Below are 13,756 nucleotides of genomic sequence, written 5' to 3'. Positions count from 1 at the left end.
CGCACGCCGTCCGGCGCGCTGCCCGGCGCGCCGTCCGGCACGCTGCTGGCTCGGTCGGCCCGGCCCGGCCCGGCCCGGCCCGGCTCGGTCGGCCCCAGCCCGGCGCGCCCGGCCGGGGCCGGTCGTAGGCTTCCCGGGTGACCTCCGCCGAAGACCTCGCCGCCACCGCCCTCGACTCGATCCGTGCCTGGGTGCCGCTGAGCCCCGCGCAGGCCGCGCTGCGCGAGGAGTACGTGGCGTTCGTCGACGAGGGCCGGGGGGACGTGATCTTCCGTGGCGGCCCCGAGCACCTGACGGGCAGCTGCTTCGTGCTGACCCCGGACCTGCTGCACGTGCTGCTGTGCTTCCACCGCAAGGGCCAGTTCTGGGTCCAGGTCGGCGGGCACGTCGAGCCGGGTGACGACAGCCTCGCTGCGGGGGCGTTCCGCGAGGCCCGGGAGGAGAGCGGGATCGTCGGGCTGGCACCCTTCGAGCCCGACGGCGCCCCCGTGGACCTGCACCGGCACGCGCTCGGCTCGCGCTTCGGGACCTGCCTGGTCCACTGGGACGTGGGCTACGTCGCGTTCGCGGACCTGGAGGCCCTGCCCGTTGTCAGCGACGAGAGCGAGGCTGTCGCGTGGTTCCGCGTGGACAGGCTCCCGCCCGACACTCCCGAGGACTTCCCGGTGCGGCTCCGCACCGTCCTGGAGGAGGTGACGCACCGCCGTCGGACGTCCGTCTGAGGGGGGCGACCCCGTGGCCCGGCGGACGGGCGGGCGACCCCGCGGCCAGGCGCACGGACGGGTCGACCCCGCGTCGTGTGTACGCTTGTACACATGATCTTCCCGGACCCTTCCGACCAGCGCACCATGCGCGAGCGCATGCTCGCGGGCGACCTCTACCTCGCCGACGACCCGCAGATCGCGGCCGACTCCGAGCGCGCCATGGCGCTCAGCCACCGCCTCAACACCCTCGACCCGAACGACGGGGCGACCCGTCGCGAGGTGCTGACCGAGCTGCTCGGTGCGTTCGGCGAGGGCAGCGACGTCCGGCCCCCGTTCCGCTGCGACCTCGGCTACCGGACCACGATCGGCGCGCGCGTCTTCGTGAACTTCAACCTCGTGTGCCTCGACGTCGCGCCCGTCACGATCGGCGACGACGTGCTCATCGGCCCGAACGTCCAGCTCCTGACCCCCACTCACCCCGTCGAGCCCGGCCCGCGCCGCGACAAGTGGGAGGCCGCGCAGCCCATCACGATCGGCGACAACGTGTGGCTCGGCGGCGGCGTGACGGTGTGCCCGGGCGTGACGATCGGCGAGAACACGGTCGTGGGCGCCGGGTCCGTGGTGACGCGCGACCTGCCCGCGAACGTCGTGGCCGTGGGCAACCCGGCGCGCGTGCTGCGCCACGTCGACGGATGACCGGTGTGCGCCGCGTCGACCCGGACCGCAAGGACCGGATCGTCGACGCGGCCCTCGACGTCGTCGCGGAGCACGGTGTCGCGGGCACGACCCACCGGGTCGTCGCCGCGGCGGCCGACGTGCCCCTGGGGTCCATGACGTACCACTTCGAGAACCTCGACGAGCTGCTGCGCCTCGCGTTCGAGAGGCACGCGGTCCAGGCCGCGGCGCGCTTCGAGGCGGCGATGGACGCGGTCCCCGAGGGCGGCGACCCGGTCGAGGCGATCGTCCGGCTCGTGTGCGACGAGTCGGGCAGCTATCAGCGCGACCTCCTGGTCGCGCTCGAGCTCTACGTGCTCGCCGCGCGCAAGCCCGTCTTCCGCACGGTCACGCAGCGGTGGATGGCGGCGAGCCGTGCGGCCCTGCGGCGGCACGTGGACACGGACGTCGTGCCCGACCTCGACGCGCTGATCGAGGGGCTCGTGCTGCACGCGGCACTGTCGACCGACCCGCCCGGCGCCCGGCTCGACCCCGAGCGCGTGCGTCGCGCGGTGCGGCGCCAGGTGGGCTGACCGCGCGGCGCCGAGGGCGGACGGAGACGGGCTCAGTCCAGCAGGATCACGTGGAGGGTCCTCGGCCCGTGCACGCCCTCGACCCGCGAGAGCTCGATGTCGCTCGTCGCGCTCGGTCCCGAGATCCACGTCTGCGGGCGCGTGGGGTGGGCGGCGAGGATCGTCACGGCCTCGGGCAGCGTGTGCACGACCTGCTCGGCCCGCACGACGCACACGTGCAGGTCGGGCACCAGGGTGATCGCGCGGCGCCCCTGGTCGTCCTCGCCGTCGAGGACGATCGTCCCGGTGTCCGCGACGGCCAGCCGCGACGCGGTGAGGACCGCGTCGACCTGGTCGAGCTCGGCGGCGGTCCGCCGGTCCTCGCGCGAGTCGTGCACGACGGCGGTCCCGTCCTCGAGCGCGCTCGTCCAGGCTGCGGGCAGCCCCGGGGGCACGACGACGGAGCGCGCGTCGGCGAGCAGCTCGCCCACGGTGCGGGCCAGGTCGGCCTCGGTCGCGGCCCGGTGCACGATCGCGCGGTAGTCCACGAGCCGGTCGACGAGGATCTCGACGGCCTCGGGCGAGCCGGGGGAGTGCTCGCCCGTGGTCCGGTACCCGCGTGAGATCGGCGCTTGTGCGGCCACGGCGTCCCCGAGGTGCGCGCCGTCGGTGATGACGGCTGCACGCACGCGGGCCAGGATGTCGTCGCGTGCGCTCATCGCTCGTCTCCGGTGAGATCGGTCTCGGTCTCGACCCCCGCCGAGGGCGACGCCGGGGCGCCCGAGGGCGACCTTCCGCCGTCGGGCCCGGTGCCGGGCCCGACGGCGTGCTCGTCCGCCCACCACTCGCGGAAGCTCTGCTTCGGCAGGACGGGCAGGTCGCGCGCGTCGGTCCATCTCGACCCCGGGAACGGCAGCGACGAGATGCGGCCGGACCTCCCGCCCAGGACCCGGGTGACGCCGCCGGCCTTCTCGGCGAGCTCGAACCGGCCGGGCGTGGCCATGACGAACGACGCGGCCTTCATGGCGGCTCCCCACGCCGTGGGTCGGCCGCGGTCCTGGTCGACCTCGCGTGCCCGCAGGTGCACGAGCAGCGACGGGATGTCGATCTTGACGGGGCACACGTCGTAGCACGCGCCGCACAGCGTCGAGGCGTACGGCAGCGAGTTGTTGGGGTCGGACCTCCCGGTCGACCCCGTGAGCTGGGGCGTGAGGACCGCGCCGATCGGGCCTGGGTAGACCGAGCCGTACGCGTGCCCGCCCACGCGCTCGTACACGGGGCACACGTTGAGGCACGCCGAGCAGCGGATGCAGTGCAGGGCGGCGCGGCCCACGTCGTCGGCAAGGGCCTTGGTGCGCCCGTTGTCGAGCAGGACCAGGTGGAACTCCTGCGGCCCGTCGCCCGGGGTGACGCCCGTCCACAGGGACGTGTAGGGGTTCATGCGCTCGCCCGTGGAGGAGCGGGGAAGGAGGGCCATGAAGACCTCGAGGTCCTGGTAGGTGGGGATGACCTTCTCGATGCCCATGACGGTGATGAGGGTCTCGGGGAGCGTGAGGCACATGCGTCCGTTGCCCTCGGACTCGACGACCGCGAGCGTGCCCGTGTCCGCGACGGCGAAGTTGGCGCCGCTGATGGCGACCTTCGCCGAGAGGAACTTGCGGCGCAGGTGCGCCCGGGCGGCCATGGCGAGCTCGCGCGGGGCGTCGGTGAGGTCGGGTGGCGCGTCGCCCATGCGTTCGAGGAAGATCTCGCGGATCTCGGAGCGGTTGCGGTGGATCGCGGGGACCAGGATGTGCGAGGGCATGTCGTCGGCGAGCTGCACGATGAGCTCGGCGAGGTCGGTCTCGAAGGCCGCGACGCCCTCCTCGGCGAGCGCCTCGTTGAGCCCGATCTCCTGCGTGACCATCGACTTGACCTTGACGACCTCGGTCTCGCCCGTGGCCTTGACGAGGTCCGTCACGATCCGGTTGGCCTCGGCCGCGTCCCGGGCCCAGTGGACCACGCCGCCGCGCGCGGTCACGTTGCGCTCGAGCTCCTCGAGGAGGTGCGGGAGGTCGCTCATGACGTGGGCCTTGATGGTCGAGCCCGCGTCGCGCAGCTCCTCCCAGTCGGGCACCTCGCCGACGACGGCCGCGCGCTTGGCCCGGATGGTCGAGGTCGCGTGGGCCAGGTTGCGGCGCAGCTGCGTGTTCTGCAGGGCCTGCCTGGCGGCCTCGGGGAAGGTCTCGCCCCAGCGCAGGGGGGCGTCGGGGTGCGGCACGTCGTCGGCCCAGCCGGGGCCCGCGGTGGTGCCGGGCGCGCCGTGGTGCGCGCCGCCGTCGGGCAGGGTCTTGGCGCCGCGGCGGGTGGGCAGGCCCAGGAAGGTGCTCATCGCGCGGCCTCCTCGTCGTCCGGGCGTCCGTGGGCGCCCGCGGGTTCTGCCACGAGCGTCGGTGCGTCCTGCGTCGAGGCCAGGATCTCCGCGAGGTGCATGGTGCGCACGCCCGTGTGCAGCTTCGAGAGGCCGCCGCCGATGTGCATGAGGCACGAGTAGTCGCCCGCCGTGAGGACCTCGGCGCCGGTCGACCTCACGTTCGACATCTTGTCGCCGAGCATCGCGGTCGACGTCTCGGAGTTCTTGAGCGCGAACGTCCCGCCGAACCCGCAGCAGCTCTCGGCGCCGGGGAGCTCGACGAGGTCGATCCCGTCGACGGCCCGCAGGAGCTGGAGGGGCTTGTCGCCCACGCGGATCATGCGCAGCGAGTGGCACGTCGGGTGGTAGGTGACGCGGTGGGGAAAGTGCGCGCCGACGTCGGTCACGCCCAGCACGTCGACGAGCAGCTCGGACAGCTCGTAGGTCTTGGCGGCCAGGGCCTCGGCGGTCGCGCCCAGCTTCTCCTGACCTGCGCGTCGGCACACCATGGCCTGCTGGTGGCGGATCGAGCCGGTGCACGAGCCCGACGGCACGACGATCGCGTCCCACTCGCCGTCGAGCGCGGGTGCGAACGTCTCGACGTGGTTCTGGATGACGGGCACGGCCTCGTCGAAGTAGCCCGTGTTGACGTGCATCTGCCCGCAGCACGTCTGCTGCTCGGGGAAGAACACCTCGTGGCCGAGGCGTTCGAGGAGCTGGACGGTGGCCCGGGGGGCCTGGGGGAACATCGCGTCGGCGATGCAGGTGGCGGCGAGGGCGATACGCACTGGGGACTCCAGCCGGGCAGGGGGCGGTGGGATTCAGTCTGGTCCCGGCGGACGGCGAGTGCCCGTCGGAGTGCTGTGCGGCCTGGCTGGTGCCGGCTCAGCGATGAACCGGCTGTGGTCTGACCACATGTTGTCCGAGCCACTGTAGACCATCGCATCCCTGTGGTCGGACCACATCGGCACGGTGTGTCAGAACGGGACCGACACCCCGACCACGCTCGTTCCGACCGCCCCGCACAGCACTACGCTGACCCCGTGCGCACCCACGAGATCGTCCTCGCCCGGATCGAGGCGGACCTGACCGCCGGCCGCTGGGGCCTCGGCGAACGCCTCCCGGCCGAGCGCGCGCTCGCCGAGGAGCTCGGCGTCTCGCGCCCCTCGGTCCGCGAGGCGCTGCGCGTCCTGGAGGCCATGGGCATCGTCCGCACCGCGGTCGGTTCAGGGCCCGACGCCGGAGCGACCGTCATCGACCGGCCCGCCGCAGGCCTCGGCGCGGCCGTGCGGCTGCACGTCGCGTCCGGGACGCTCGTGGTCCGGGACGTCGTGGAGACCCGGGTGCTGCTCGAGACGTGGGCGGTCGGGCAGGCTGCCACGAAGGCCGCGGGCGCCGGGCTCGTCGAGGCCGTCGCGCTGCTGGACGCCATGGACGACCCCGCGCTCGACGCGGCCGGCTTCCGCGAGCTCGACGCCGCGTTCCACGTGGAGCTCGTCCGGCTCGCGGGCAACGCGCTCGTGGAAGCCGTGATGACCGGGCTCCGAGGGGCGATCGAGTCCTACGTCGCGGCCGGTACGGAACGGCTGGAGGACTGGCCCCGGACCGCGGTGCGGCTGCGCGCCGAGCACCGCGCGATCCTCGACGCGGTCGCTCGCGGCGACGGCGCGGTGGCCGCGAGCGCGGTGCGCGAGCACATCGAGGGCTTCTACCGCGAAGCGGGGTTGTGAGCCGACCCTCTGCCTCGACGGCAACCCTCTGCTTCGGCGTTCGTCCTCCGCGAGGCGCGTCCTCGGGCGGGTGCGTCGTAGTGTTCCTCTGGGCCCGACGGTCCGTCGCCCACCCACGGAGGACCTCATGACCATCGACCACCTGGACGTCCTCGCCGCGGCCCAGCGCATCGCGGGGCAGGTGCGGCCCGTCGCGCTCGCCCCCATGGACCCGGGGGCGCTGGGCGCCGCGACGGGCGTGTTCGCGCTCGAGCTCATGCAGCACACGGGCTCGTTCAAGGCGCGGGGTGCGCTGAACTTCGTGGGCGCCCACCTGGACGCGGGCACGCTGCCCGAGGCCGGGATCGTGATCGCGTCGGGCGGCAACGCCGGCATGGCGAACGCGTGGGCGGCGCGGGCGCACGGGGTGCGGGCGACCGTGTTCGTGCCCGAGACCGCGCCGCCGGTCAAGGTCGCGCGCCTGCGCACGCTCGGAGCCGAGGTCCACCAGGTGGGGTCCGAGTACGCCGAGGCCCTCGACGCCTCCTTGCGCTTCGCGGCCGAGGTGGGCGCCCTGGCGTCGCACGCCTACGACAACCCCCTGATCGCGGCGGGTGCGGGCACGCTCCTGCAGGAGATCGTCGCGGCCAGGCCCGACGTCAGCACGGTCGTGGTCGCGGTCGGCGGCGGAGGGTTGTTCAGCGGGATGGCCGCCGCGGCGCGTCCGCACGGCATCAGGGTCGTGGCGGTCGAGCCGATCGGCGCGCAGGCCCTGCGCGCCGCGCTCGACGCGGGTCGCGTGGTGGACGTCCCCGTCGCGTCGGTCGCGGCCGACTCGCTCGGCGCCCGCCGCACCTCCGAGATGGCGCTGTCGCTCGCGCAGCACGGGGACGTGCGCTCGGTCCTGGTGCTCGACGACGCCATCGTCGCCGCGCGCCGGCACCTGTGGGACGAGCGGCGGCTCGTCGTCGAGCACGGCGCCGCGGCGGCGCTCGCGGCGCTCGAGTCGCGCGCCTACGTCCCGGACGCGGGCGAGAGGGTCGCGGTCGTGCTGTGCGGGGCGAACACGGACCCGGCGGACCTGGCGCACTGAGCGCCCGTCAGAGCGAGCGCCCCTGGTGCGCGCTCGTCCTGACACCTGTGCCCGACGGCGCAGCGCTCCCCGTGAGCGCCGGCCGGCGGGAGGTCAGGCCGCGCCCCCGACGCCCGACGGCAGTGCGTCGTCAGCCCACGTGTCCGGGGTGCCGACGCGCCGGAGCGGTCGGGCCGTCGCGATCGCGGCGACCGTCACGACGAGCAGTCCCGCGAGCACGACCAGCGCGGTCCCGATCCCGAACCGGTCGAGCAGCCCGGCACCGACGAGCGGGATCAGGGGGCCGGCGGTGAGCCCGGTCAGTCCCATGATCGAGGCGAGGCGTCCCTGCATCTCGAGCGGGGTGATCGCGGCGGCGTAGCCCGCGAGCCCCGCGTTGACGGCGGGGACCAGGAGGACCGCGAGCGGGAGCACGGCGACGTAGGCGGGGTACGTCTGCGCGACGGCCATGAGGGTCGCGCCGACGGCGAGGGTCACCAGTGCGGCGACCGTGAGCGCCCCGGCCCGGACGCGCGCGACGAGGCGCGGCGCGAGCACCGCACCGGCGAGGACGCCCGCACCGACGGCCAGGTCGATGACCCCGATGAGCACGGGCGTCACCCCGGTCCGGACGAGCTCCAGGTTGATCCCGACGAGCAGCCCGCCGAACGCGACGTTGATGACGACGAAGAGGCCCAGGAGCGTCCGGAAGAGCGGGACCGACCAGACGAAACGCAGTCCTTGACGCAGCGCCTCGACCGGACGGGTCGCGCGGGCGTCGGCCGTGTCCCCGTTGAGGGGCTCGCGCACGGCCCACGTGCACAGCGCGGTCGCAGCCGACCCGATCGCCGCGGCGACGAGCGGGACGGCGTGCCCGACGGCGAACAGCAGGCCGCCGACGGGTCCGGCGAGCAGGCTCGCGACGGCGTCACGACCCTGGGTCGCGGCGAGAGCGGTCGGGAGCTGCGGGGTCGGGACGACCGAGCGGAAGGCTCCGCTCGTCGCAGGGTCGACGAACGCCCCCATGACCGACGCGCCGAACAGCACGAGGGCGAGGTGCCAGGCCGTGAGCGAGCCCAGCGCGGCCGCGATGCCCACGGTCACCCAGAGCGAGGCACCCACGGCGCTCGCGGCGACGATGAGCCGACGCCGGTCGACGCGGTCCGCGACGACGCCGGCCGGGAGCGTCGCGAGCAGCGCCCCGACCTGGCCGACTGCCGCGACGGCTCCCGCCTGGAGTACCGACCCGGTGAGCGAGTAGGCGACCAGGGGGACGGCGAACAGGGCGAGGCCGGCTCCGAGCGACTCGGTCGTCAGCCCCGACATCAGGAGCATGTACGACCGGTTGCGCAGGAGGGGCGGGGCCGGCGGGGCCAGCGGGCTCGGTGGGTTCGCGGGGCTCGCGGGGCTCGCCGGGGTTGCCGGGTTCGCCGGGCCTGGCGGTGCGGTGCCTGCGGGGTCCGAGGCATCGTCGGCCGTGCGCGTGGGGGAGGGGGCGTTTTCGTGGGTCCACATGCGAGCACACGCTAGTCGCGCAACATCTGATGCGCAATAGTCGTTGCGCAGTAGGTCGTGCGGATGCGTGGCTGGCGTTGCTAGCCTCGGTCCATGCTCGAGACCTTCCGCGTCCAGGACCCCACGGCACTGCGTGCCATCGCCCACCCGACACGGCAGCGGATCCTCACCGAGCTCGTCGCCCTCGGGCATGCCCGGGCCGCAGACCTGGCACAGGTCATCGGGGAGCCCGCGAACTCGGTCAGCTTCCACCTGCGGGTCCTGGCCAAGGCGGGGATGATCGCCGAGGCACCTGAGCACGCGCGCGACCGGCGCGACCGCGTGTGGGCCAGCGTCGCCGAGAGCTACGTCGTCGACCCGGGGTCTCCCGAGGCCGTGCGCGAGATCGTCCGTCCGGCGCTCGTGTGGGCCGAGCGGCTGTTCGTGGACGCGAACGACACGAGGTCCACCGACGACGACCGGATGCTCGCGATCAGCGCCCTCGTCCTCACGCCCGAGCAGGCCGCAGAGATGGCCCAGGAGCTCGGGGACCTGATCGAACGCTGGTCGAACCGGGCGCTCGCCGAGGCCCGGCAGGCGCAGGACCCTGCCCGACGCGCGTACCAGCTGCTCGCGGTGCTGGCCCCCCGTGGCGAGCAGGACGACGAGGTGCCGGACGGCGGCGGGCGCGACGAGGAGGGGCCGGACGGCGCGGGGCAGGAGACGGTCGCCGCGCGCCAGGACGTCTAGGGTCGCCGCGCCGACGGGGCTCGGCGCCTGCCCGGCAGCGGTCGGCCCCGCAGGTGTTGCGGCCGTCGTGCCGCCGGTCGACCCTGGAAGGACGCGCGTCCACGCCAGGTGGCCGGCGTCCGCGACCCGACACGAAGGGCCCTGCGATGAGCCACACCTCGCCTTCCACGCCCCAGGAGCAGGGCGAACCCGAGCTGGTCCTCTCGCAGGGCACGATCTACGTGATCTTCAGCGCGCTGCTGGCTGCGATGTTCCTGTCCGCGCTGGACCAGTCGGTCGTCGGCACGGCGCTGCCGACGATCGTGGGGGACCTGGGCGCGGCCGAGGACGAGGGCTGGATCATCACGGCCTACCTCCTCGCGATCGCGATCGTGATGCCGATCTACGGCAAGGTCGGTGACCTCCGGGGCCGCCGGCTGCCGTTCCTCGTCGCGATCGCGATCTTCGTGGTCGGCTCGACCGGGTCGGCCCTGTCGGGCTCGTTCGTCGAACTCGTGGTGTGGCGTTCGGTCCAGGGCCTGGGCGCCGGTGGGCTGGTGATCCTGAGCCAGGCGATCATCGCCGACATCGTCTCGGCCCGGGACCGCGGCAGGTACATGGGTCCCCTGGGTGCGGTCTTCGGGATCGCCACGGTCGCGGGGCCCCTGCTGGGCGGCTGGTTCACCGAGGGGCCCGGCTGGCGCTGGTGCTTCTGGCTCAACGTGCCGATCGGGCTGGTCGCGCTCGGCATCGCCTGGTTCAAGCTCCGGCTCCCGTCGCGCAGGCCGAGCACGCGGTTCGACGTCGGGGGCGCCGTCCTCATGGCGTTCACGACCGCGGGCATCGTGCTCCTCACGAGCTGGAGCTCGATCGTGAGCGACCGGACGTACGACTGGAGCAGCCCGGTCCTCCTCGGGCTCGTGGCCCTGACGGTGCTCGGGCTGGTCGCGTTCCTCGTCGTGGAGACGAGGGTGGACGACCCCCTCATCCCGTTGCACCTGTTCAGGAGCCGGACCTTCTCCGTGTCGGTCTCGATCGCCCTGGTGCTGGGCATGACGATGTTCGCGGCGCTGTCGTTCCTGCCGACGTTCCTGCAGATGGCGCAGGGCTACAGCGCCACCGGGTCGGGGCTGCTGATGCTGCCCATGACGGTCGGGCTGATGATCACGGCGATCGGGTCGGGCCTGCTGATCGCCCGCACGGGCAGGTACAAGGTCTACCCGATCCTCGGCATGGGCATCGCGACGGTCGGGCTGGTCCTGCTGACACAGCTCACGGCCGACATGTCGATGGTGACGTTCGGCGCCATGATCTTCGTGCTCGGCTTCGGGCTGGGCCTGGTGCTCCAGACCATCGTGATCGCGGTGCAGAACTCGGTCGCCCCCGAGCTGGTGGGGGTCGCGACGTCGACCAACAACTTCCTGCGGGAGATCGGCGCCGCGGTCGGCACGAGCGTGTTCTCGACCGTGTTCACCACGCGGCTCGCATCCAACCTGGCCGACGCGACGAAGGGCCTGCCCGCGAGCGACGTCCCGCAGGACTTCGGTGCGCAGAGCCTCACCCCGGAAGCCGTCAAGGACCTGCCGGCGGCGCTGCACGACCTCGTCGTCACGGCCTACACCGACGCGCTCGCACCCGCCTTCTGGTACCTCGTGCCGCTCGGCGCGCTGGGCTTCGTGATCGCGTTCTTCATGAAGGAGATCCGGCTCTCCGACGAGGCCGGCCTGGTGGCGCGAGGGGTCGCGGCCACGCGGTGACCCGCTCGGGCGCCCGGCCCGGTCGCCCGGTGGTGCACCGACGCCCGACGGCGGAGCGCACCCGGGTACGTGGGTGCGCTCCGCCGTCGGGCATCCGAGGCGGGACGGTCAGCCGAAGATCTCGTCCTCGAGCAGGACCACGTCGTCGAGGCGGTTGCGCACCGACGTCACGCGCCAGCGGTCCGGGAAGAGCGCCAGGTACTCGCCGTCCTCGCGCTGGAGCACCTCGACGCCGGGCTGCTCGTTGAGCGGCGCGACCCAGTCCTTCGTGGTGCGCAGCGCCATCGAGTAGCCCAGGCGGTCGAGCGTCACGGGAGCGTTGAACTCTGTCGCCATGCGGTGCTCGGCGACCTCGAACTGCATGGGGCCGACCACGGCCAGGACCGGCGCCTGGTCACCGCGCAGGTCCGAGCGCAGGACCTGCACGACACCCTCGGCGCCGAGCTGCATGACGCCGCGCTGGAACTGCTTGTAGCGCGAGACGTCCTTGGCGCGCATGACCGCGAAGTGCTCGGGCGCGAACGTCGGCAGCGGCGGGAACTCGACCTTCTTGTCCAGGTACAGCGTGTCGCCCACGCGCAGGCCCGCCGCGTTGACGAGCCCCACGACGTCGCCCGGGTAGGCCGTGTCGACGATCGTGCGCTCACGACCGAAGACCTGCTGCGCGTACTTCGTCGCGAAGGGCTTGCCCGTGCGGGCCGAGCTCACGACCATGCCGCGCTCGAACACGCCCGAGCAGATGCGCGCGAACGCGAGGCGGTCGCGGTGCGCGGTGTCCATGCCGGCCTGCATCTTGAAGACGAACGCGCTGAACGGCGCCTCGACGGGCCGCGTGTCCTCGGTCACGGTGACACGCGGCGAGGGGGAGGGCGCGACGTCGACCAGGACGTCGAGCAGGGCGTGGACGCCGAAGTTCTGCACGGCCGAGCCGAACAGCACCGGGGTCGTCTGACCGGCCAGGAACGACTCCTGGTCGTGGTCGCCGTTGGTGTCGGCGAGCAGCTCGGCCTCCTCGACCGCGGTCGTCCACGCGTCGCCCTCGCGCGTCAGGGCCGCGTCCGGGTCCATGACCTCCTCGGGGGCGATCGTGGTGCCGCCCGCGGTGCGCGTGTAGTGCACGTACTGGCCCGTGCGGCGGTCCAGGACGCCGCGGAAGTCGCCGCCCACGCCCACGGGCCACGTGAGCGGCGTCGGCACCAGGCCCGTGCGCTCCTGGATCTCGTCCATGAGCTCGAGCGCGTCCTTGCCCGGACGGTCCCACTTGTTGATGACCGTGATGAGGGGGATGCCGCGGTGCTTGCAGACCGCGAACAGCTTCATGGTCTGGACCTCGAGGCCCTTGGCGGCGTCGACGAGCATCACGGCGGCGTCGACCGCGGACAGCACGCGGTAGGTGTCCTCGGAGAAGTCGGCGTGGCCGGGGGTGTCGACCAGGTTGATCATCGCGTCGCGGTAGGTGAACTGCAGCGCGGCCGACGTGATCGAGATCCCTCGGTCCTGCTCCATGTCCATCCAGTCGGACACCGTGCGCTTGCCCGCCTTGCCGTCGGCGCGGCCCGCCTCGCGGATCGCGTTGGCGTGCAGGGCGAGCGCCTCGGTGAGGGTCGACTTGCCCGCGTCCGGGTGGCTGATGACCGCGAACGAGCGGCGGCGCGAGGCCTCCGCGAGGACGGTCGCCTGCTCCTTCGCGGGGGTTCCCGGAGAAGCCGCCGCGGGGGCGGTGGGGCTGGAGGTCGTGGTGGGCTGGTCCGCTGAGGGCACTGGAACGTCCTGTGGCTTCCTGCAGTTTCCTGCGCGATCGAGGTCGAGGGGCGGGGCGCATCCGCGCGGGACGCAGCACCCAGCTCTCCATTCTCCCGCGAGATCGGGACCGCGCCGACCACGGTCCGACACGGGCCGTAGGCAGACAGCAAGGAATCCGCCGAGGTAGACCCGTACGGCCGAGGTAGACCTCCAGGAGGTCTACCTCGCGCACAGGGGTCTACCTCGGCGCGAGGGTCAGCTCGACGTCGGGACCGGGTGCCCCTCCGAGGCCTGCACGACGACGATGCCGCGCCCCGTGAGCCCGAGCTGGTACGCCTCGCCGGACCCGCGGCCGATCGCGGCCGAGAGCTTCGCGGTCTTGCGGATCGTGGACGTCAAGGAGGTCGACCACAGGACCGCGGCCTGCATGTCGACGTAGGTCGGCTCGTCGACGTCCAGGACGACGGGCGTCCCGTACGCGGTCACGGCCAGGGCGCCCGTGCCCGTGAAGGTCGTGTTGAACAGCCCGCCGCTGAGCATCGACGCGCCCTCGACGCGGTTGATGTCCCAGGTCAGGGTGCTCTCGAACGCGAGCACGTTGGCACCGTTGACCGTCACGGACTCGCCCTCCAGGTGCAGGACGAAGACCTGGTCGGCGTCCTGCGCGAGGAACACGTCGCCGCTGCCCGAGACCTTCATGAGCGACATGCCCTCGCCCGTGAAGGCCTTCTTGAACATCTTGGCGACGCCGCCCGCGCCCTGGTACGCGAAGTCGACGTCACCCTGGTAGGCGACCATCGAGCCCTGACGTGCGTAGAAGAAGCCGCCCGTGCCCGCGAGGTCGACCTTGAGCATGCGGTCGTTCTGGAGCTGGAAGCTGCCCGGTTCGCCCGGCTGTTCGACGTGGTGCATGAGTGTGCTGCGCATGGC

Annotated in this window: 13 protein-coding genes; 7 read left to right on the top strand and 6 right to left on the bottom strand. The window is 73.2% G+C overall.

Features of this window, described 5'->3' with window-relative positions:
* Positions 1-137 precede the first annotated feature (137 nt).
* The 3 genes from ACFVQ3_RS06700 (at position 138) to ACFVQ3_RS06690 (ending at position 1,951) form a co-directional block, all read left to right on the top strand.
* Positions 138-722: an NUDIX hydrolase gene (locus ACFVQ3_RS06700; RefSeq protein WP_387636645.1), complete on the top strand. Its 585-nt coding sequence runs from the start codon at positions 138-140 to the stop codon at positions 720-722.
* A 93-nt stretch (positions 723-815) separates the two neighbouring features.
* Positions 816-1,400: a sugar O-acetyltransferase gene (locus tag ACFVQ3_RS06695; protein WP_387636642.1), complete on the top strand. Its 585-nt coding sequence runs from the start codon at positions 816-818 to the stop codon at positions 1,398-1,400.
* Positions 1,397-1,951: a TetR/AcrR family transcriptional regulator gene (locus tag ACFVQ3_RS06690; RefSeq protein WP_387636639.1), complete on the top strand. Its 555-nt coding sequence runs from the start codon at positions 1,397-1,399 to the stop codon at positions 1,949-1,951. The genes ACFVQ3_RS06695 and ACFVQ3_RS06690 overlap by 4 nt, the downstream gene beginning before the upstream one ends.
* A gap of 32 nt (positions 1,952-1,983) precedes the next feature.
* Here ACFVQ3_RS06690 and ACFVQ3_RS06685 read toward each other — a convergent pair whose 3' ends face one another.
* Genes ACFVQ3_RS06685 through ACFVQ3_RS06675 form a run of 3 tightly spaced genes read right to left on the bottom strand, consistent with a single transcriptional unit; the run spans position 1,984 to position 5,110 of the window.
* Entirely contained in the window at positions 1,984-2,649 is a 666-nt protein-coding gene (locus ACFVQ3_RS06685) for a lactate utilization protein C (protein WP_387636636.1), read from the bottom strand.
* Positions 2,646-4,301, bottom strand: a complete 1,656-nt coding sequence (locus ACFVQ3_RS06680) for a LutB/LldF family L-lactate oxidation iron-sulfur protein (RefSeq protein WP_387636633.1) — start codon at positions 4,299-4,301, stop codon at positions 2,646-2,648. Before ACFVQ3_RS06680 ends, ACFVQ3_RS06685 begins: the two co-directional genes overlap by 4 nt.
* Complete coding sequence (locus ACFVQ3_RS06675; RefSeq protein WP_387636631.1) at positions 4,298-5,110, bottom strand: (Fe-S)-binding protein; 813 nt, start codon at positions 5,108-5,110, stop codon at positions 4,298-4,300. Before ACFVQ3_RS06675 ends, ACFVQ3_RS06680 begins: the two co-directional genes overlap by 4 nt.
* Positions 5,111-5,365: 255 nt before the next feature.
* On the opposite strand from ACFVQ3_RS06675, the gene ACFVQ3_RS06670 reads away from it, so the two are divergent.
* Positions 5,366-6,052, top strand: coding sequence for a FadR/GntR family transcriptional regulator (locus ACFVQ3_RS06670; RefSeq protein WP_387636629.1), 687 nt, complete (start codon positions 5,366-5,368; stop codon positions 6,050-6,052).
* 127 nt (positions 6,053-6,179) lie between these two features.
* The gene (locus ACFVQ3_RS06665; RefSeq protein WP_387636626.1) at positions 6,180-7,124 is read left to right on the top strand and encodes a serine/threonine dehydratase; all 945 of its coding nucleotides are present in this window, start codon (positions 6,180-6,182) and stop codon (positions 7,122-7,124) included.
* Positions 7,125-7,217: 93 nt separating this feature from the next.
* Here ACFVQ3_RS06665 and ACFVQ3_RS06660 read toward each other — a convergent pair whose 3' ends face one another.
* Complete coding sequence (locus ACFVQ3_RS06660; RefSeq protein ID WP_387636624.1) at positions 7,218-8,618, bottom strand: MFS transporter; 1,401 nt, start codon at positions 8,616-8,618, stop codon at positions 7,218-7,220.
* Positions 8,619-8,711: 93 nt separating this feature from the next.
* Between ACFVQ3_RS06660 and ACFVQ3_RS06655 the strand changes: the two genes are divergently transcribed.
* Both ACFVQ3_RS06655 and ACFVQ3_RS06650 read left to right on the top strand, forming a co-directional pair.
* Positions 8,712-9,347, top strand: coding sequence for a helix-turn-helix domain-containing protein (locus ACFVQ3_RS06655; protein WP_387636621.1), 636 nt, complete (start codon positions 8,712-8,714; stop codon positions 9,345-9,347).
* 146 nt (positions 9,348-9,493) lie between these two features.
* Positions 9,494-11,083, top strand: coding sequence for an MDR family MFS transporter (locus ACFVQ3_RS06650; protein WP_387636618.1), 1,590 nt, complete (start codon positions 9,494-9,496; stop codon positions 11,081-11,083).
* Positions 11,084-11,191: 108 nt separating this feature from the next.
* Here the strand turns inward: ACFVQ3_RS06650 and ACFVQ3_RS06645 are convergent, their stop codons facing one another.
* Both ACFVQ3_RS06645 and ACFVQ3_RS06640 read right to left on the bottom strand, forming a co-directional pair.
* Entirely contained in the window at positions 11,192-12,844 is a 1,653-nt protein-coding gene (locus tag ACFVQ3_RS06645) for a peptide chain release factor 3 (RefSeq protein WP_387636616.1), read from the bottom strand.
* Between the two features lie 237 nt (positions 12,845-13,081).
* On the bottom strand, positions 13,082-13,753 hold the full coding sequence (locus ACFVQ3_RS06640) for an AIM24 family protein (RefSeq protein WP_387636613.1): 672 nt from the start codon (positions 13,751-13,753) through the stop codon (positions 13,082-13,084).
* Positions 13,754-13,756 lie beyond the last annotated feature (3 nt).

It is taken from the genome of Oerskovia sp. NPDC057915 (assembly GCF_042887685.1).
Lineage (GTDB): Bacteria > Actinomycetota > Actinomycetes > Actinomycetales > Cellulomonadaceae > Oerskovia.
This window is presented reverse-complemented; position numbering and strand designations above follow the sequence as displayed.

Excerpts from the sequence above, each read along its gene's own strand:
- ACFVQ3_RS06695 (WP_387636642.1), top strand. The coding sequence starts at position 816 with ATGATCTTCCCGGACCCTTCCGACCAGCGCACCATGCGCGAGCGCATG.
- ACFVQ3_RS06690 (WP_387636639.1), top strand. The coding sequence starts at position 1,397 with ATGACCGGTGTGCGCCGCGTCGACCCGGACCGCAAGGACCGGATCGTC.
- ACFVQ3_RS06685 (WP_387636636.1), bottom strand. The coding sequence starts at position 2,649 with ATGAGCGCACGCGACGACATCCTGGCCCGCGTGCGTGCAGCCGTCATC.
- ACFVQ3_RS06680 (WP_387636633.1), bottom strand. The coding sequence starts at position 4,301 with ATGAGCACCTTCCTGGGCCTGCCCACCCGCCGCGGCGCCAAGACCCTG.
- ACFVQ3_RS06665 (WP_387636626.1), top strand. The coding sequence starts at position 6,180 with ATGACCATCGACCACCTGGACGTCCTCGCCGCGGCCCAGCGCATCGCG.
- ACFVQ3_RS06660 (WP_387636624.1), bottom strand. The coding sequence starts at position 8,618 with ATGTGGACCCACGAAAACGCCCCCTCCCCCACGCGCACGGCCGACGAT.
- ACFVQ3_RS06655 (WP_387636621.1), top strand. The coding sequence starts at position 8,712 with ATGCTCGAGACCTTCCGCGTCCAGGACCCCACGGCACTGCGTGCCATC.
- ACFVQ3_RS06650 (WP_387636618.1), top strand. The coding sequence starts at position 9,494 with ATGAGCCACACCTCGCCTTCCACGCCCCAGGAGCAGGGCGAACCCGAG.
- ACFVQ3_RS06640 (WP_387636613.1), bottom strand. The coding sequence starts at position 13,753 with ATGCGCAGCACACTCATGCACCACGTCGAACAGCCGGGCGAACCGGGC.